Here is a 21,414-nt window from a genome sequence, read left to right on the forward strand (position 1 = left end):
CAAAGATAGGGCTTCCATGAGTGATGTAAGTCGATCCCAACAATCTGTCCTGGATTTACTTGAAGCCGCCCGTGATGAAGCGGGATTTGAGCCGGCGTCAAAGTACAAGATACAGGTGACTGGCCGTCAGGAAGGGGCTTTGTCACCGGGGCAGGAGGGGCTTTGGTATCTTCATGAGGCTGCAGACGCCGGGACAGCTTATTCTGTCGCGGCGGCTTTGTTGCTGGAAGGGCCGTTGGATTGTGATTGCCTTAAGCGTGCGGTTGATACCGTCGTTCGTCGCCATGATGTGCTGCGTACGAGATTTCCGATTTCTGACGATGGCCCGGTGCAAGTGGTGGAGCCAAGTGGCCCAGGGTTGATCGAAGATACTTTGGACGAAAATAGCCTTCAGCATCGCCTGGAGCAGGAATTTGATACGTCCTTTGATATCGCTGCCGCGCCGCCCGTTCGCTGGCGGCTTTTCCGGTTGGGTACTGACCGTCACGTGCTTCTCTTTGTGGCCCATCATCTGGTTGCGGATGCATGGTCCTTCAACGTGATCTGCGAAGAGTTGTCGTCGCATTACCAGGCAGGTGGGGATGATGGCCGTGCCGACCTGCCGGTGCGATACATGGACTATGCCGCCTTTGCACAGCAGGCCGCCAATTCGGAGGAAACGCAGGAAAGCGTCGCTGCATGGCAGCAATATTTATCAGGGGCCCCCGTCGCGACGGAGCTTCCTGTGGATCGGCCTCATTCCGATACGAGGGGTTTCCGGGGCGCGACAACGCAAAGCCGAATTGGCCGTCAGGCGACAAAGGCACTGCGTAAATTGTGTGATGAAGAAGGCGCGACCCTCTTCACTGTCGTTCTTTCGGGGCTTGCCGCACTGCTCCGGCGGATGGGGAGTGGTGACGATCTCGTTATCGGTACTCCCGTTGCAGGGAGGGAGAGGCCCGAGGTGCAGGGGCTTGTGGGATATTTCCTTAATACCCTGGCGTTGCGGCTCAACCTTGCCGGGGCGTCGACCTTTCGGGATCTGATTGCCGAGGCCAAGGAGGTCACGAGGGAGGCCTTTGCGGAATCGCGGGCCCCTTATGACAAGGTGCTGAAGTCTGTATGTCCGCATCATGACCTGACTGGGACCGGACTTTTTCAGGTGATGCTGATACTTCAGAATGTTCCTGAAGTGCCGCTTGATCTGGCTGGTGTCCTCGTGCGTCGTTTGGACTTGCACGGCAGTGGAGCCAAATTCGATCTGACGTTTGAGCTGACGGAACATCCGAACGGTATTGGTGTTGCGTTAGAATATGCGTTGGATCTGTTTGAGACGGATACAGCGAAACGTTTGGCCGATGGTCTTAAGGTCCTGCTGTCCGAAGCTGCGAAGAATCCCGATGTTGAGTTGGAGACCTTGCCCGTTATGTCAAAACGGCACATGGCCTCTATCTCCCGTGCAGCAGTCGGACCGAAGGCGCTGGCCGGGCGGTTGGATCAGCTTGTCCGGAAACATGCTCTAGATAAACCTGATCGCGTCGCCCTGGTTCAAGGGGCGGAACGCATGAGCTATGGGGCGCTGATCGCCCGAGTTGACGCGTTGGCTGGCGCGTTGCATGCGGCAGGGCTGCGGCGTGGTGATATTGCTGCGGTGGTGTTGCCGCGTTCCATGGATGAAATGATCGCGCCTCTGGCGACCTGGCGTTGCGGTGCGGCATATGTGGTCCTTGATCCGAAAGCGCCAGAGGCTCGCATTGCGGATATTGTCTCCCAATGTGGGTGTAAATTGGCGATTGCCTCCGGCCAGTCTGTAGCAACATTGTCAGGCCTGGGACTGGACGTCGTTGATCCGACAGCCGATGGTGCAGAGCCGCCGGTTGATGTGACGGGGCCGGATGATCTGGCCTACGTTATGTTTACCTCCGGGTCGACGGGACAGCCCAAAGGGGTCATGGTCCCGCATCGCGCCCTTGCCAACTACATTCGTTGGGCAGCGAAACGATTTGATGCGAAGAAAGGCGGCGCACATCTATCCGCGTCGACCTTTGATCTGGCCCTTACCAACATGTTTGCCCCATTGGCTGCAGGGGGCGAATGCGAGATTCTGCCTGGCGGTGTGGAGGAATTGGCCGATCGCCTCTCCCAAGGTGCGCATTACGGTTTTCTAAGCCTTGCCACGAGCCATATGCATATGCTGTCGGACTTGCTGGATTGCCCGGCTTCCGGGGCGGCTGATACAGTCGTTTTGGGGGCGGAGGTCGTCGTGCCGGGTGATGTGGAACAGGCAATGCGTTATTGCCGGTCCGCGAGGGTTGTAAACGAATACGGTCCGACTGAGGCGACCGTTGGATGCACATACTTCGATGCGACGCCAGAAGCTGTTGGGCCAGGGGGGACGACCCCCATTGGAAGGGCCATTGCGGGAACGGAACTTCATGTCTTGGACCGGCAGCTTCAACCTGTTCCCAATGGCGTGCCAGGGCGGCTTTATGTCGGCGGTGTCGGTGTCGCGTGGGGATATCTTGGAAAAGCTGCACTGACGGCAGAGCGTTTCTTGCCAAGCCCCTTTGGTGATGGTGATCGTCTTTACGATACAGGTGATGTTGTGCGGCGTCTCGGGGACGGGTCGCTGGAGTTCATTCGCCGTGCTGACCGGCAAGTGAAGTTGCACGGTTTTCGAATTGAGCCAAGCGAGATTGAAGCCGCCGCATACGCCGTTTCCGGTGTTACCCGCTGCTTTGCCGCCGTATGTCCTGACGGGGGCGGGAGCGAAAGGTTCATTCTCTGGGTTATGGGTGACGTAGAGGTTGATGATGTTCGAAACGAACTTCGCGACCGTCTTCCGGATTACATGCTGCCGGACTGCATCGTCCGTCTCGACAGGATGCCCCTGACAGTAAACGGGAAGCTCGACGTTGCTTCCCTGCCAATACCGGATGGGGAAATTGGCAAACCGGATAACCTTTCCGAAAAAACTGCACTATCCGTGACAGAACATCGGATCGCCACGGTATGGCAGGAAATTCTCGGCACGGACGTATCCGATGCGGCTGCGGATTTCTTTGCCCTGGGCGGCAATTCCCTGACGGCGACGCGCCTGCTGGCCCGGTTGAAAACGGCCTTTCAGATAAGGCTTTCGTTACGCGATGTTATGCAGAAGGCGCGGCGGCTGAGCGACCTCGCGGCCTTGGTGGACCGGTCCTCGGGTGAGGAAACCGGCCTGTCGATAAACGATATTTCCGCCGACGGTCTTTGTGAGATCTGGTCTATGTTTTTGGCTGGTGGCACCCTGCGTCCCGATGATGATCCTTTCGAGTTTGGTGCTACATCACTGACCGCAACCCGGTGCCTTGCCTCTCTTCGCAAGAGTTTCCCCGGCCTGACCCTGCGGGACTTGTACCGTCACCGGACGCCGCGTGCCTTGGCCGCGCGTCTGGAAACTGTTCGGCATGGAGGTGACGGGTGTGCACGGCCGGTTGCTCTGTCGGGGCTCTCGGCTGCCCTGACTGCTGCGCAAAGCCGTCTGTTGCTTTTGGCTGAGATGTTCCCTGAGGACACCAGCTATCATGTGGTTGTGGCCTTCTTCCTGGATGGCCCTTTGGATCGTGATGCCTTTGCTCTGGCTGTTGGTGACCTGCAGATGCGCCACGATGCGCTCCGCGTTGTCATCGAAAAGGGCGAAGACCCTTGTATGCGGCTTGTTGAGCCGACGGGTGTGCCAATCGAGTTTGATGATGGCCCCATCAAACAGGATGAAGTGACAGACTTTGTCCGTGACTTTGCACATCAGCCATTTGATCTTGAAACAGGCCCGCTGTGGCGACTTGGTGTGCGCCCGGTCCAGGGAAAGAAGACCAGACATATTGTTGCATTGTCTATGCATCATATTGTGTCTGATGGCTGGTCCGTGTCCGTGATGTTGGAGGAGCTGTCTACGCTCTATGCTGCAAGGGCTTCCAAGTCAGGATCGATCCTTCCGTCGGCTCCGTCTTATCTCAACCAGACGAGCCGGGCTGATTGGACGAATGCCCCGGATGACGCCAGTCGTCGCTATTGGCGTGAACGGTTGGATGATATCGCCCAGGTCGTTTCACTGGGAGACATTCGTCCGCGACCGCTTGAGATGAGCTTTGAGGGACGGGAAACGCCTGTCATTCTGGATCACCAACTGGAAAAATCCATCCGTGACGCCGCACGGCGGTCCGCCACTACTGTGAATGCCATCCTGCTTTCCACGCTCGCCATCCTTGTCGGACGGCTGAGCCGGGAACAGCGGTTTGCCATTGGCGTACCATTCGCTGGCCGTCTGGAACCCGATACACAACGTGCCGTCGGGCTGTTCGTGAACGCTGTTGCCCTGCCTGTTGATGTTCCGGTCGACGCCAGCGTTACGGATATTGTGACGTCAATTTCAGATACTCTGATTGATGCATCGGATCATCAGCATGTTCCGTTCGACGTTGTTGTTTCGGACGTATTGAAAGCCCGTGATGTGGCGATTCACCCGATTTACCAGATCGGGTTTAACGGATTGGGCGAGCATCCTGATACACTCCCCTTTGGGGATCTGTCGGCCCATCATCTGCCGGTGGAAGACAGAACATCCAAGCTGGATATCAATCTTTATGTCTCTGAACCGTCAGGCTGCTTAAACCTGCGCCTGGTCTGGAACAGTGCCTTGTTCACCGAGGCACGCATGGATGCTTTCGTGCAACAATATCGTGCCGTGTTGCAGTCAGTATGCGAGGGCGGCGACGTCGTTGGCAGGATCGCATTGCCACCGGCGGGGCAGCTTGATGGTGCTGTTGGCAAGGCGCTCCCTGCGGTTGGGTTGCTTGAGCGTATAGATGCCGTGTGCCGTTCCCAGCCTGACAGATTGGCTGTATCTGCCGGTGAGACAAGCCTTGACTATCGCGCGCTCGATCAAAGGGCGGATGCTTTGGCTGTGGCTCTCGTGTCTGGTGGTGTGGCTGCAGGGGAGACGGTTCTTCTCCTCGCGGAAAAACACTGGCGTTTGCCGGTTGCAATGTTGGCTTGCTTGCGGTTGGGGGCTGCCTTTGCCGTGGTGGATGCGATCGCACCGGGCGCTTGGCTTGATAGATTGCGAAAGGGAGTCCGCCCTGCGGCGATGGTCGCGGCTGGCGGTGACTGCTCAAACGCTACACTAGAAGAGTTGGGCGCTGACAATATCCTGTGCTTGGGAGTCAACGCACCGGGCCTTGGCGATGCTGTCGATGCCGGTGCAACTGTTCCACGGGCTATCGGCAATCTGCCGGTCAGTCTCACCTATACGTCCGGGTCTACCGGCGTACCGCGTGCAGTGCTGATGGACCGGTCATCTCTCGACATGTTTGCCGACTGGTATATCGCGGAAACGGAGTTGAACCCCGACGACCGGAGTGCCGTACTGTCGGCTTTGGGGCATGACCCGCTGGTGCGTGATGTGCTGGTGCCGTTTGCGGCAGGGGCCTCGATACACCTGCCTCCGGTGGAGGGGAATTTAGTCTCCTGGCTGAAGCAGGTCGGGGCAACGATCACGAATGTTACTCCCGGACGGTGGACGGTCCTTGCGGAAGAAGCAGATGTTGTTCTGCCGAAACTCCGTGTCCTTCTGTTTGGTGGTGAGCGTGTTGAGCCCTCAGCTATAAGGCAGGCGAGGATCAAGGCACCGTATACGCGCATCTTGAATGCATATGGCACCACAGAAACGGCGCAGATTGCGGCGTGGGGCGAGGCTGAAGAGAATGGCGTCTCCGCATTGACTTCGGCCTCATCCGGCAATGGCCTCCATGTTCAGGGACCTGATGGCCAGCCTGCCGGGATCGGTGAGGTCGGCGAAGTGGCTGTCGTCGGAAGCTGCGTGGCTATTGGCTATTGGAATGCGCCCGGGCAAACCGCACAGCGTTTCGTGCCATCATCAGGCGGTCTGCGGGAATATCGGACCGGCGATCTGGGGCGTATGGATGTCGAGGGACGCCTTGAGATATTGGGCCGTGCCGATGATGAACTCAATCTGTCCGGACAGCGCATCAATCCCGCAGAGGTCGCCGGTGCTATTCGTAGTATTGAAGGCATTCGTGACGCGTTCGTCGGGACGGCATTATCTTTGGATGGAACGCCCATTCTTGCGGCATGGGTTGAAACGGCGGAGGCGCTCGATGCCGGAGGCCTTTCCAGGGAAGTTTCTCAAAGGCTGCCGGTTTACCTCTGTCCCCGGCGCTACAGTCTTTGTGAAGCATTGCCCCGGTTGGCCAACGGCAAGGTCGATAGAGCGAAATTGCAGGTTATTGGCCCCGACGTAGGCGGTGACGCAAGTGTTGCGACCGTCATGGAGCAACGCGTGGCGAAGATAATGGCTGATTGTCTTGGTTGCGACACGGTCGGACCGAATGATGACTTCTTCGCATTGGGCGGTCACTCCCTTCTGGCTATGCGGTTGGTTGCTCGGATCGCACACGCATTTGGCGTGTCGATACCATTGGTCGACCTTTTCCAGGATGCAACATCGCGTGGTATTGCGGCGCGGATCGATGGGGGCTTGGGGGAGGAAAAGGCAGACAGCAAAGGCGTCGCTTTCGATAGTGACCGTTACAGTCCATTTCCCCTGACCGATCTGCAGGAAGCCTATTGGATCGGCCGCACTGCGGATTTCGACCTCGGGACGGGCGCGCATACCTATGTGGAGATTGCCTGCGACCGCCTGGATATTGATCGTTTCCGTGGCGCTGTGGGCCGTCTTGTCGAGAGGCATGACATGCTGCGTGCAGTGATATCACCGGAAGGCACCCAAAGCGTGCTGCCAAACCCGGGAGCTCCAGATATTCCGGTTCTTGATCTGCGCGACTGCAACAAACATGAGGCGGCAGCGCAACTTCAGGATTTGCGTGTTCGTATGGAAGGTGGGGCAAGCGATCTCTCCTGCTGGCCGCTCTTCTCCTTTGCGATTTCCCGCCATGATGACGGCGACCGTATCCACTTCGGCTGTGAATTGATCATTGCCGATGCATGGAGTTTCGGGATTATGGCGCGCGACCTGGGGCGGTTCTATAATGAACCCGCCCTGGAGCTGCCGGCGTTGTCGTTGTCATTCCGCAGTATCGTTCTGAATGAACATCAACGGAGAGGGACTGCTGCGCATGACGCGGCCCGCAATTATTGGGCCGACCGACTGCCGACTATGCCGGGTCCGATTTCTCTGCCGCAGGAAAAAGCCGCCGCCGCGCTTTCCGTGCAACAATACTCGCGGACAGCAATCACGCTGTCCGCCGATGAATGGGCAAGATTATCCGAAAATTCCGCGCGTCGCCGGCTGACACCATCCACTGCAATTCTTGCAGCCTATGCCGAGACCCTGGCCCAATTTGCCGAAGAACAGCATTTCCTCCTGACCCTGACGCTTTTCAACAGGCCTCAAAATGAGGACGAGATTGGCGATGTTGTCGGTGATTTCACCTCCGTCAATATTTTCGAGGTGGATGCTCGTTCCGCAGTGCCGTTCTGTGATTTCGCCTCGACGGTACAGGCACAGTTGTGGGCTGATCTCGATCACGCTTCCTATGGCGGTCTTTCCGTACTCAGGGACCTGTCCCGCCAGCGGGGCAACAACGTGGCTGCTATTCCTGTCGTCTTCACCAGCGTTTTGGGGACAGGTGCCGAAGGTGGTGCAGATACCGGGCTGCAGGGCACTGTCGTGTATCGCGCGGGCCGGACGCCGCAGGTTGCTATGGACTGCATCGTGCATGAGGCGGATGGAAAGCTTGTTGTCGAGCTGAACGTCGTTGAGGGGATATTCTACGATGGTTTTGTCTCGGGACTTCAGGAGGTGTTTGAGCGTCGGCTACGTGGACTTGCGGCGTCTGCCGGTTGGGATGAGGCGCTGGCGCAGAGCCTCCCGCGCGAGCAGGAAGCCTGCCGGGCGGAGGTGAATGCAACCGCCCTTGAGATTGTCCCGCAACGCCTGGAGACGGGGTTCCTGATGCGGGCGGCGGAGGCCGGAGACCGCGTGGCGGTGATTGATGATGCGGGTCAGGCCAGCTATGCGGAAGTTGCCTCCGCCGCCGGTGCGGTGGCACAGGCTCTCGGTCCGTCGGAAGGACGGATCGTGGGTATCCAGATGGATAAGGACCGGTCCCAGATCGCTGCGGTGATCGGTGTTCTTGCCGCAGGCGGGGCCTATCTTCCGCTGGCGCCGGACCTGCCCGCGGCCCGGCTTGAGGGGATTGTCGCGCAGGCCGGGATCGACACGGTCCTCACCCAGTCCTGGTTGCAGGACGGGCTGATGCTGCCCGATGATGTGCGCCGGGTTCCGGTGGACAGTCTCGCCCCCGGTCAGGCCCCGCGGCCCGGTGACGTGCCGGGTGGGCCGGATGCCCTGGCCTATGTGATCATGACGTCGGGGTCGACGGGAACGCCCAAGGGCGTGGCAATGACCCATGGTGCAACCTGGAATACGATTGCGGATGTGAACCGGCGCTTCGGTGTCGGCCCGCAGGACCGGGTCCTGTCCGTCTCCGCGTTGACCTTCGATCTTTCTGTCTGGGACATCTTCGGTCTTCTGTCGGCAGGTGGGGCCGTGGTGCTGCCTTCCATGTCGGAACGGCCGGACCCGGAGGCCTGGCTGACACGGATGGCGCGTGACGGGGTGACGGTCTGGAACTCGGTCCCGGCGCTGATGGAGATACTGCTGTCGGAGGCGGAGGGCTCCTCCTGCAAGGGGCTGGAAGGATTGCGTGTGGCCCTTGCCAGTGGAGACGTTGTGCCGGGTGATCTGGGCGCACGGCTTCGGTCGCATGCGCCGGAGGCATCGCTCTGGGCGCTTGGTGGTGCGACGGAAGCGGCGATCTGGTCAAATTTCAAGGCGGCGACATCGCCGGTTGTCGGGGCTGTTGCCTATGGGCGTCCCTTGTCGAACCAGCGTTTTTACGTGCTGGACGAGGCGATGCGTGCCCGCCCGGACCATGTGCCGGGCGAGATGTGGATTGCGGGACGCGGTCTTGCCCAGGGGTATCTGGGGGATGAGGAACGGACGTCGGAACGGTTTGTGGTGCACCCGCACACGGGAGAGCGGCTGTACCGGACCGGCGACATGGGCCGTTATGTCACCGGAGGGGACCTTGAGTTTCTGGGACGCCGGGACTTCCAGGTGAAAGTGCAGGGTCACCGGATCGAACTGGGAGAGATCGAAGCGGCGCTGTCGTCGCATGAGGGTGTCGGACGTGCGGTTGCGGCTGCGCCGGGCGTATCGGGGCAGCGTCGTCTGGTGGCCTATGTGGTTGCCGCATCGGGAGAGCGTTTGGCGGAGGCGTCGCTGCTTGCGCATCTGCGGGACCGTTTGCCGGGCTATATGGTTCCAGGGCGTGTAGTTGTCCTGGACCGGCTTCCGTTGACGGCGAACGGCAAGGTCGACCGGAAGGCGCTTCCGCTACCGTCGGTGGGCGGCGAGGGGCCGGCTCCGGCAGAAGTGACGGGACTTGCCGCACAGGTGGCGGCAGTCTGGTCAGAGGTTCTGGGGCGTCCCCTGGGAGGAGACGAGAACTGGTTTACGGCGGGCGGAGATTCCGTGTCTGCGGCCCGTGTTGCCGCGCGCCTGAGGGAAGGTGGCCTGAAGGTCACCATCCGCACCCTCTTTGCCCATCCGTCCCCGGTACAACTCGCCGCGGCTATGCAGGAAAACGGGGGTGTGCCCTCGAAACAATCCCCTGCCGAAACGCAACGCCGTCCGGCGAATGGGGCACCCCGCCAGATCAAGCTTGCACCACGTGGAGGAGTCTTCCCGCTGACACTTGCTCAGGAAGCGATGGTGCGCGCTGCCGAAATTTCGGCGGACCCTCATGCCTATATCTTATCGATTTCAGTGCGGCTGAAGGGTGCTTTGCATATCGGGGCGATGGAGCAGGCCCTGACGGCGCTGGTTTTACGCCACGAAGCCCTGCGGACCCGTTTCGTCAGGTTGGAAGGAGACTACCGGCAGGAAGTGCTGTCAGATTTCATTCCAGATATATGTATTGACGATCTAAGAGGCCTTGCACCGGATGATCTCAATCAGGCCCTTGCGGCAGCAACCGACGAAGAGCAGGCGCATGTCTTTGATCTTCAAAATGCGCCACCGATACGGTTCCGGATAATACAGGCCGATGGTGATGAAAACAGGCTCTGTGTGACAGTGCATCATCTTCTCGTCGACGCATGGTCTTTTGACGTCATGCTGTCCGACATCGACGCGCTTTACAGGGCTGCCTTGGTGGCAGGCGAAAGCGACCTGCCGGATCTGCCGGTGCATTACGCCGATTTTGCGGTCCACCAGCGTAATTCTTTCGGACCTGAGGCCGAACGCGCGGTCCTCGATTATTGGCGAGGGACGCTGCAGGATTGTCCTGCAGGACTCGCATTGCCTTTTGATCGCCCGCCCCATGCCGAGAAGGAACGTCCGGCGGGATGGGTTGACTGTCAGGTGCCGCAAGGGGCGCTAACAGGTCTGGAGCAGCTCTCGAATGAGACCGGGGCCAGTTTGTTTATGGCGCTTATGACGATATGGGGGGCTGTTCTCGCGCGTTACGGCGGGACGTGTGATGTCGTTGTCGGTACGCCGGTCCACGGCCGTGACATGGGCGAAGTTGAAGCCCTCGTCGGTTGCTTTGTAAATACAGTTCCCGTGCGTTGTGATCTGGCCGGAAACCTGCCTTTCCCCGGGTTTTTGGCTCGTATGAAAACGCAAATCCTGGATGCTTTCGAAAATGCGTCTGTTCCGTTTGGGCAAATAGTTGCTGACTGCCAGCTTTCCCGAGAACGCCACCGTGCGCCGGGCTTCCAGGTTTCTTTTATCATGCATAATGCGCCGGAGGCGGATCGGCAGATTGGTGATCTGTCCGTAATTTCCGATGCTTTTGATGCGGGTGTTGCACGCAACGAGTTGAGCCTTGTCGTGACACGGACGGCCTCTGGGTGGTCATTCCGGATCAAATTTGACGAGACATTGTTCGACCCCGATACCGTGGGTGAGATTTCTAACAGCCTTGTAAAAATGATGGAGGCTGTGGTGGCGGCACCGGATACGCCGCTGGTCCGGATCGATATTTCCGCAGTTGATATGTCGAAGTCTGATGGGGGAACAGGGGATGTGGGCCTGCCTGTACCCTTGCGGGTACGGCAAGCAGCTATGCTTAATCCATCGGCTGTTGCTGTTTGTGCAGATGGTGAAAGCCTTACCTATGACGATCTTGAAAAACGCTCTGACGCGCTTGCAGCGGAACTTCGTGCCGCCGGCTGCGGTCGTGAAAGCGTCGTTGCCGTCTGTGTCGGGAAACGCTTGCTGTTGCCTGTTGTGTTCTATGCGGTCTGGAAAGCAGGTGGTGCGTGGTTGCCGCTAGATGAAAATCTGCCGGACGATCGCCTTAAGGCGATGTTGGTGGATGCCGGTGCCATTGCGCTGGTAACTGACTTGAAAACCGGCCTTGCACCGGACGGCGTGCCGGTTCTGGCGCCTGATGCCGGAACCTGCAAGGCCATTTTGCAGCCAATGCCGTCTGTTGTCCCTGCCAGCCTGGCCTATGTCATATATACCTCTGGCTCGACCGGGACTCCGAAGGGCGTTGAGGTGGAACATCGCCAATTTGGCAACTACCTTTCCGCGCTTGGTGATCGTTTCCCGATGCTGTCCGTTCGGCGTATTGCAATGGCACAGTCCCCTGCCGTTGATTTCGGGCTCACGACTTTCTGGAGCGCACTATCCGTCGGGGCGGAACTGCATATCATCAATCGGGCGATGTCACTCGATCCCTGTGCCTTCGGTAATTACATGGTCGCCCATGATATTGAATGGCTGAAGATGTCGCCGACACATCTTAATGCCCTAGTTGCCGCCGCGCCGGAGCCTAAAGACATATTGCCGTCGAAGGTACTTATGCTGGGAGGCGAGGGAAGCCGCTCGTCCGATGTTGAATTCTATCGGACCTTGAAGCCGGAAGTGACGATCCTGAACCACTATGGTCCTACCGAGGCCACCGTGGGCGCTTTGGCAATGGACCTTGCCGACATTCCGGCTGAATTCGGTCGTGTCCCTATCGGTTGGGCACTGCCGAACGCACGGGTTGAAGTCATGGATGCCGCCTTTGTAAGGGCACCGTCCGGGGCGATAGGGGAAATCTGTCTGGGCGGCGGCGCACCGGCGAGGGGCTATCGCAATCGTCCGGCACTGACTGCCGAGCGATTTGTACCCGATCCTTGCGCATCCGGGGGCAGGCTATACAGGACTGGGGACCTTGGACGGGTAAAGCGCGACGGGCCGCTGCACTGTCTGGGCAGGACCGATAATCAGATTAAAATTCGCGGATTCCGCGTCGAACCTGCCGAAATCGAGATGCACCTGACCGCTGTCGATGGTGTCATGCAAGCGCATGTCGAAGCCTATGACGATGGAAGCGACATTTGGATTGCAGCCTTCGTTTGCTTGAGGCAGTCGGACATTTTCGATGAAGAAGAGCTGCTGAACGGGCTCGCACAAAGTCTTCCTGAATACATGGTGCCAACGCGGATTGTGGCGCTGGATGATTTTCCGTTGACCGCCAATGGCAAGATTGACCGCAAAGCCCTTCCGAGACCGGGACGTGGCATGCATAGGCAATCCTATGTGGCACCTCGGGACGATATCGAAAGGGACGTTGCGGCCTTGTTCAAAGAGGTTCTTGGTGCGTCTAGGGTTGGCGCAACGGACGATTTCTTTGCCTTGGGCGGGCATTCCATTGCGGCCGTGCATTTACTGGCGCGTTTGAGAGACCAGACAGGCGTGGCCCTGACAATGGTCGATCTTTTCCATAACCCCACTGTTGCTGGTGTCGCCGAGGCGATGCGAAATCATCGCGGGCCTAGGGGGAATGCCGTAATCCAAATCAGCCACGATTCCGACAGTCGCCATGAACCTTTCCAGATGACGGAAATCCAGCAAGCCTATTGGCTCGGCCGTACGGATGAATTCGACCTTGGCAACACGGCGGCCCATTCCTATTGGGAGTATCGTGCCGATGGCCTTGACCTGGAACGGTTCCAGGCTGCGTTGCGCCATGTTATCGCACGGCATGACATGCTGCGGGCCATCGTGTTACCCGGCGGCGAGTTGCAGGTCCTGGAGGATGTCCCGGCGTTTGATATCACCAAGACCGACATGCGTGGCAAAGGCGATGAAGCATTTGAGGCTGCGCGGGTCAAAGTCCGCCGGGAAATGGAGGCGCAGGTTTTCGATGTCTCGGTCTGGCCCTTGCTTGATGTACAGGCTGTCTTGGGTGATGACGGCAGGCTGAGCATTCACATCGGGGTCGATATAATCATTGGCGACGCCTGGAGTTTCATCATTCTGGGCGATGAATTGGCGCGATACTACGCGGATACGCATCTCGCACTTCCACCAATGCCGATTACGTTCCGCGACTATGTGACGGCGTTTGAGCAACTCCGCCAGGAAGAGGCCCATGCCAAGGCGCGCGGCTACTGGGAAGATCGACTGGACACTTTGCCCGGGCCGCCGGTGCTTCCTTTTGCCAGAGACCCGTCGAGCATCGACCAGCCGACATTTGAACGAACACGGTTGCGTGTGGAGCCGGAAATCTGGGGGCAGATCAAGACCCAGGCGGCGGCTCATGGGGTTACGCCGTCGGCAATGGTTCTTACAGCCTATGCCGAGGCGCTGACGGTTCATGCGGAAGACCCCGGCTTTGTCCTGAACTTGACGCTTTTCAACAGGCTGCCTTTGCATGAGGCGGTGAATGCGCTGGTCGGAGATTTTACGTCGGTAACACTGCTTGAGGTGGACGCCGGTGGTGCGCCTATTTTCAGAGACCTTGTGCGTCGCGTTCAGGAACGGTTGTGGTCTGACCTTGATAACCGCACGTTCAGCGGCATCGACGTCATGCGGGCGAAAACCGGGCGTCAGGGCGGTCAGCGTTATCACGCGCCTATGGTTTTCACGAGTGTTTTCGGAGCCGAGGACCTGGTTTCCGAGGTAGAGCGGCAATATCTGCCAATGACGCTTGAATACCGGGAGGGGCAGACGCCACAGGCCTGGATCGATCATATGGTGGTCGAAGAGGGCGGGGCCCTCCTGTCGGTATGGAACGTCGTTGAGGGGATATTCTACGATGGTTTTGTCTCGGGACTTCAGGAGGTGTTTGAGCGTCGGCTACGTGGACTTGCGGCGTCTGCCGGTTGGGATGAGGCGCTGGCGCAGAGCCTCCCGCGCGAGCAGGAAGCCTGCCGGGCGGAGGTGAATGCAACCGCCCTTGAGATTGTCCCGCAACGCCTGGAGACGGGGTTCCTGATGCGGGCGGCGGAGGCCGGAGACCGCGTGGCGGTGATTGATGATGCGGGTCAGGCCAGCTATGCGGAAGTTGCCTCCGCCGCCGGTGCGGTGGCACAGGCTCTCGGTCCGTCGGAAGGACGGATCGTGGGTATCCAGATGGATAAGGACCGGTCCCAGATCGCTGCGGTGATCGGTGTTCTTGCCGCAGGCGGGGCCTATCTTCCGCTGGCGCCGGACCTGCCCGCGGCCCGGCTTGAGGGGATTGTCGCGCAGGCCGGGATCGACACGGTCCTCACCCAGTCCTGGTTGCAGGACGGGCTGATGCTGCCCGATGATGTGCGCCGGGTTCCGGTGGACAGTCTCGCCCCCGGTCAGGCCCCGCGGCCCGGTGACGTGCCGGGTGGGCCGGATGCCCTGGCCTATGTGATCATGACGTCGGGGTCGACGGGAACGCCCAAGGGCGTGGCAATGACCCATGGTGCAACCTGGAATACGATTGCGGATGTGAACCGGCGCTTCGGTGTCGGCCCGCAGGACCGGGTCCTGTCCGTCTCCGCGTTGACCTTCGATCTTTCTGTCTGGGACATCTTCGGTCTTCTGTCGGCAGGTGGGGCCGTGGTGCTGCCTTCCATGTCGGAACGGCCGGACCCGGAGGCCTGGCTGACACGGATGGCGCGTGACGGGGTGACGGTCTGGAACTCGGTCCCGGCGCTGATGGAGATACTGCTGTCGGAGGCGGAGGGCTCCTCCTGCAAGGGGCTGGAAGGATTGCGTGTGGCCCTTGCCAGTGGAGACGTTGTGCCGGGTGATCTGGGCGCACGGCTTCGGTCGCATGCGCCGGAGGCATCGCTCTGGGCGCTTGGTGGTGCGACGGAAGCGGCGATCTGGTCAAATTTCAAGGCGGCGACATCGCCGGTTGTCGGGGCTGTTGCCTATGGGCGTCCCTTGTCGAACCAGCGTTTTTACGTGCTGGACGAGGCGATGCGTGCCCGCCCGGACCATGTGCCGGGCGAGATGTGGATTGCGGGACGCGGTCTTGCCCAGGGGTATCTGGGGGATGAGGAACGGACGTCGGAACGGTTTGTGGTGCACCCGCACACGGGAGAGCGGCTGTACCGGACCGGCGACATGGGCCGTTATGTCACCGGAGGGGACCTTGAGTTTCTGGGACGCCGGGACTTCCAGGTGAAAGTGCAGGGTCACCGGATCGAACTGGGAGAGATCGAAGCGGCGCTGTCGTCGCATGAGGGTGTCGGACGTGCGGTTGCGGCTGCGCCGGGCGTATCGGGGCAGCGTCGTCTGGTGGCCTATGTGGTTGCCGCATCGGGAGAGCGTTTGGCGGAGGCGTCGCTGCTTGCGCATCTGCGGGACCGTTTGCCGGGCTATATGGTTCCAGGGCGTGTAGTTGTCCTGAACCGGCTTCCGTTGACGGCGAACGGCAAGGTCGACCGGAAGGCGCTTCCGCTACCGTCGGTGGGCGGCGAGGGGCCGGCTCCGGCAGAAGTGACGGGACTTGCCGCACAGGTGGCGGCAGTCTGGTCAGAGGTTCTGGGGCGTCCCCTGGGAGGAGACGAGAACTGGTTTACGGCGGGCGGAGATTCCGTGTCTGCGGCCCGTGTTGCCGCGCGCCTGAGGGAAGGTGGCCTGAAGGTCACCATCCGCACCCTCTTTGCCCATCCGTCCCCGGTACAACTCGCCGCGGCTATGCAGGAACATGATGTGGTGACAACAACCACGCCGTCAATGCCTGAAACGGCCCCACCTGAATTCAGACGGTTGGCATCCATCACGCAACTGACGGATTCCGGCGCGATTGAGAAATTTACTGCCGAAAGGCACGGTATACGGCATTTGAAGAGCCGTTCGCTACCGATTGCAAGCGAACTGCTGGAAGAGCCTGGGCTTGCCTTTGCCCGCCGCAATCACAGGGTGTTTGCAGATGGCGATATCCGGGTTGAGGGGGTGCTTGGTCTGTTGTCGGGGCTGCGCTGCCACCAGGACGCGGACCGTCGGGTGAAACTGCGCTATGGGTCGGCAGGGGGGCTGTATCCGGTGCAGGCCTATATCTACATCCCGCAGGCCGTATCCACCAGGGGGGGTGTCGTCGGTATGCCGCCGGGAGTTTACTACTTCAACCCGGTCGAGACATCGTTGGTGCCAGTGATCGATGAGGTCGATCTGCCTGTCACAGCATTTGGCTCTCTCAACCAAACTGTGGCTGAGGCTGCAAGTTTCTCGCTGTTCCTTGTCAGTGATTTGGCTGCCATTGCACCGGTCTACGGTATGGATTCTCTCCGCTTTTCGCTTATCGAGGCGGGCGCGATGACCCAGCTCATTGAGGAGCGGGCCGTCGGCCTGGGGATCGGCTTGTGTCACGCGGGTACATTCGATTTCGAAACTCACCGACATGCGCTTGGTTTCGGGGAGACGCATGCGTTGATGCACACGCTGCTTGGCGGGTTGTGCCGAGAGGCGGTTTCCGCTCCGGCCCGCGCGGATGATGCCCCGTTTGTCGAGGAGACCTTGTGATGAAGGAAAGCAGACAGGAATACCTCGATCTGGGCAGTCTTGCCGGGCTTATTGATGTGGCATGTAAAGACGGGATCAAAATTACGGCGGAAGCAGGAGAAATCAGACTGCGTTACGCGGATGGGGCGCTAACCGACGAAATGCGTAACCGGCTGCGCAATGCCAAAGAGGACCTTGTTGCCTTCTTCGATAAAATCGAAAGGGTCGAAGAGGTGTCTTATGCCCAGAGGCGCTTGGCCGTTTTGGAAGAGTTCGGTTCGCTGGGTGGCGCCTTTGTAATTTCAATAGCACTGCGAGTTGAAGGGAGCCTTGATACGCAACGCCTGTCACGGGCCTGGGACAGTGTTGTGGCGCGGCATGAAAGCCTCAGAACAATTGTTGTGCGCACAGCAGAGGAATACCGACAAGTCATCGCGAGGAGGGGGGGAGCGCTTGAGGTAATTGCCCTGGAAGATGAGGTGTCGGCACATGACTTGCTGCAGGACAGGATGTCTGCGCCGTTCGCCAGGCCGGATGTGCCGCCGGTTCGGGCCTGTGCCATATCTATTCCCGGTGATGTAACGCTCTTTGGTGTGGCCATGCACCACAATATCGGTGATGCATGGTCATTGCGCATCCTGGCCCGCGACCTGATGTCTGCATATGAGGCGGACCACGGGTCGACTGTCATTGCACCTGCCCCGCGTTATTGCGAGCAGGTTCGCAGAGAGCGGCGCATGTTGTCCGGCGAGGCGGGTGTTGAACTGAGGGCTTTTTGGCGAGAAGAGCTTAAAAATGCTGTTCCTGTCTGTGATTTACCTACGGACAGGGGGCGGCCAGCCATTCAGGACTATTCAGGTGCGCTGGTGCGGTCCGTGGTTCCGGCAGTCGTGACCCGAGCATTGACTGATGTGGCGCGGGCGAATGGGGCAACGCTGTATTCGGTTGTGCTGGCCGCATTCCAGACGTTCCTTGCGCGCTGGTCCGGGCAGGAAGAGGTGTCCATCGGCACGCCGGTCGCCATGCGCGATGAAACCGGTCTGGAGGACGCAATCGGGTATTATGTAAATACGTTGGTGATGCGCGGTGAAATCGGACACGGCCCCAGTTTTGCCGACCATGTCGCTGCGACCCAGCGCAAGGTGCTGGATGCCCTTGATCATAAGGCCCTGCCTTTCGAACTGATCGTGAAGGAGGCCGGTGCGGAGCGTGATCCCGGACGCACGCCACTTTTCGACGCAATGTTTGTGATGCATGCCTTGCCGGAGGCCAAGGCAGAGGTTTCCGGTTTCTCGATTACGCCAATCCGTACCGACAAAAGCTATGCCCAGACGGACCTTCATCTTTCGGCCCGACAGGACGCAGAGGGTCTCCATCTGGTGCTGGAATACGCTACTGCGCTTTTTGAGGAAAACACAGCGGAACGCATGCTGGCAGCATTTTCCGCGCATCTGGCTGATGCAGCATCACATCCGGAAAGGTCAGTTGAACTGCTGGATATCATGCCGCCCGGCGAACGTGGCGATGTGGTCGAAAAATATAATACCACGGCTGTACCTCTCAATCATGACCGCCGGATTGAGGAGGTAATTCGTAGCCAGTGTGCCGAAACGCCTGATGCACCCGCCGTTCGATATGGTTCACGCGTTTTGAGCTATGCGGATTTGAGTGCACGTGTCGATGAAATTGCTGCACGGCTTGCCCGCTGTGGAATTGGGCGAGGGGCAGTTGTCGGCGTCCTGATGGAACGTTGTGAGGACCTGCCTGCAGTACTTTTGGGCATCATGCAGGCAGGGGCAGCCTATCTGCCGCTTGATCCTGATTTTCCGGAAGACCGCCTTTCATTTATTGCCGCAGATGCTGGCGCTGATGCGATTGTTGCAATGTCGCGACTTCGTGACTGGTTGTCTGTTGAATTGCCGGTCCTGACGCTGGAAACGCCGGAAGCGGACCCACAGGGAACCCTCCCGGCCGGGCGTGGCGATGCGAGCCCCGACGATCCGGCTTACGTTATGTATACTTCGGGGTCGACTGGCCGGCCCAAGGGCGTTGTTGTTGCGCACCGAGGCGTGGTGAACCGGATTCTCTGGATGCAGAAGCGTTTCGGCTTTGGGGGTGAGGACCGAGGATTACAAAAGACGCCATTCAGTTTCGACGTTTCGGTTTGGGAAATATTCTGGCCGTTTTTTGCAGGCGCAGAGCTGGTTATTGCCCGGCCTGGCGGCCATCGTGATCCGCAATATCTTGCCAAGGTTATTGAGGATACCGGGGTAACCGTCGTCCATTTTGTACCGTCCATGTTACGGCAGTATGTCGCGCTGGCACCTCAATGTGACAGTGTCCGGCTTGTTGCATGCACGGGCGAGGCGCTTGCCCCGGATCAGCCCGCCGCTGCCTCCGCCGCGTTTCCGTCTGCGCAGGTGGTCAATCTATACGGACCAACCGAAGCATCGGTGGATGTCACATATTGGGTGTGTGATTGTGACGGGGATTCTGTGCCTATTGGCCATCCGATGGCGAATGTGGAGATCTATATCCTGGATTCCCACAATACAGCCGTCCCAATCGGCGTGGCGGGCGAAATTGCTATTGGCGGCATTTGTCTCGCACAAGGCTACAAAGGACGGCCGGGCCTGACGGCAGAGCGCTTTGTGCCCAGTCCTTTCGGCAGAGGGGAACGGCTTTACCTTACCGGCGATATCGGCCGCAGAAGGCCTGATGGTGCGATTACCTATGTGGGGCGTCGGGATGGCCAGGTAAAAATCCGCGGCAACCGCATTGAGTTGGGTGAGGTTGAAGCGGCAATAGCCGCGCTTGATGGTGTCCAGGCATGTGCTGTCGCAGCAAAGTCCCATAGCGTCGGTGGCGACCGTCTTGTCGGTTATGTCGTTGGTACCATTGATCTGGAGACCGTGCGCGATGCGCTACGGCATTCCCTGCCTGAGGTCATGATTCCGTCTGTGGTGATGCGGATTGATGCGCTGCCAACGACAACGAGCGGTAAAACCGACCGAAAGGCACTGCCGGAGCCGGGTGTTGTGGAAAGTGACGCAGGTGCTGTCCCACGCGGAGAGATGGAAGAGAAACTCGCGGCAATATGGTGCGAGGTCCTGGGATGTGAAGTGGTTGGCCGTGACGACAATTTCTTCAGTCTTGGCGGTGATTCCATTCTGGCTCTGGTTATGGTGTCGAATGCGGCCCGTAATGGCCTGCATATTCCACCGTCGTTGGTTTTCCGACATCAGACCGTTGCGGCACTTGCCGCTGCCGTTCCAGGGGGGGGCGTGTCGGATTGTCCGGACGATGATCCGCAGGCTGTGCCGCTGTTACCCGCACAGCGCTGGTTTCTGGGCCATGAAGCCGCGCAGGCGAATTGGTTCAATCAGTCGCTGACACTGATTCCCTCCCGCAGGCTTGATGCGGAGGACGTGTGCTTTGCTGCACAGATGCTTGTGAAACAGCACCCCGCCCTTCGATATGCTTTTGATCATGGTGCGATCATGGCGCGGACCATTGACCCATACGACCCTTTCGAGGTTGTTGCCGGCGTTACCGATATCCAGCCTGCAATTGAAGAAACCCATCGCACAATGGACCTCGTCGAGGGCCGTCTGTTTGCTGTACGGTTGCTTGAGCTGCGAGACGGTGGACAGCGGCTTGCCCTCATTGGTCATCACCTTGCCGTGGATGCCGTGTCCTGGCGGTTGCTCGTGGCCGACCTTGAGGCGTTGATCAAAGAGAAAGACACTTCTCATCTACCGGCTACCCAGTCCCAATCGGCATTTTGCCGTGCAATGGAAATCTGGGCGCGGTCAGAAGATGGGGCGACGGCCCATTCCCATTGGAAAGCGTTTGCTTCTGGGGTGATGCCCGTGTTGCGCAGGGATTTTCCTCAGGGCACCAACCTGTACCGCGATCAATGTATCCGGCATGTGGCCTTCAGCCGGGATGAGACAGATCAGCTTGAAACCAAATCAGACGGAGGCATACAGAACCTGGTTCTTGCCGCACTGGCCGGTGCGCTGTGCGATTGGTCGGACCAAGACCATGTTTTGATCGCTGTCGAAGGCCATGGCCGCTTGCTGCCAGAGGGGGATGCCGACGTTTCCCGCACGGTGGGATGGTATACGAGCTTTCTCCCCGTTCTTCTGACACCGCCTTCTTCGGGCAATGCCCGAATGACCGCCCATGCCGTCGCCCGCCAGATTGATGCAATTCCAGGAGGTGGTTGTGGATTCGGCGCTTTGGAAGGGGCTTTTGATCTTGTGCCATCGCCAATGGCATCCGTTGAGGTTGCGTTCAACTATTTTGGTCGCAGGGATGCGGGGACGGCAGGTGGCTTCTTCACCCTCGCGCCTGAAAAGGACAGTTGCTCAAGGGATCCGGACGGTGCCCGCCCGTTCCTGATCGAGGTAAATGCCTACATTGAGGACGGCGCTCTTTCTATTGTCCTGGCAACGTCCGACGCCATTCATACCACGGCCAGTGCCGATGCGCTTGCTGCCGATGTCAAAATGCGGATGAGACGCTTCGCTCTTTCCCGATCCGAGACACCGGCGGCTCCCTCCCAATCCGGCAACTCTGCCCATGAACGTCGTCTTGCCCGGCGGCTTCGTTCTTACGCAGCAGGAGACTGAGAT

At 59.2% G+C, this 21,414-nt stretch carries 2 protein-coding genes; both read left to right on the plus strand.

Annotated elements, in window-relative coordinates; translation table 11 throughout:
• Positions 1–16: 16 nt before the first annotated feature.
• Positions 17–16,795 carry a non-ribosomal peptide synthetase gene (locus tag IF205_RS11065; RefSeq protein ID WP_259779427.1) on the plus strand — a complete coding sequence of 5,593 codons (16,779 nt, stop codon included), beginning with the start codon at positions 17–19 and terminating at the stop codon, positions 16,793–16,795.
• Positions 16,795–21,411 carry a non-ribosomal peptide synthetase gene (locus IF205_RS11070; protein ID WP_259779428.1) on the plus strand — a complete coding sequence of 1,539 codons (4,617 nt, stop codon included), beginning with the start codon at positions 16,795–16,797 and terminating at the stop codon, positions 21,409–21,411. The genes IF205_RS11065 and IF205_RS11070 overlap by 1 nt, the downstream gene beginning before the upstream one ends.
• The last annotated feature ends 3 nt before the right edge of the window (positions 21,412–21,414 follow it).

It is taken from the genome of Aestuariispira ectoiniformans, assembly GCF_025136295.1.
GTDB classification, from domain to species: Bacteria; Pseudomonadota; Alphaproteobacteria; order UBA8366; family Aestuariispiraceae; genus Aestuariispira_A; species Aestuariispira_A ectoiniformans.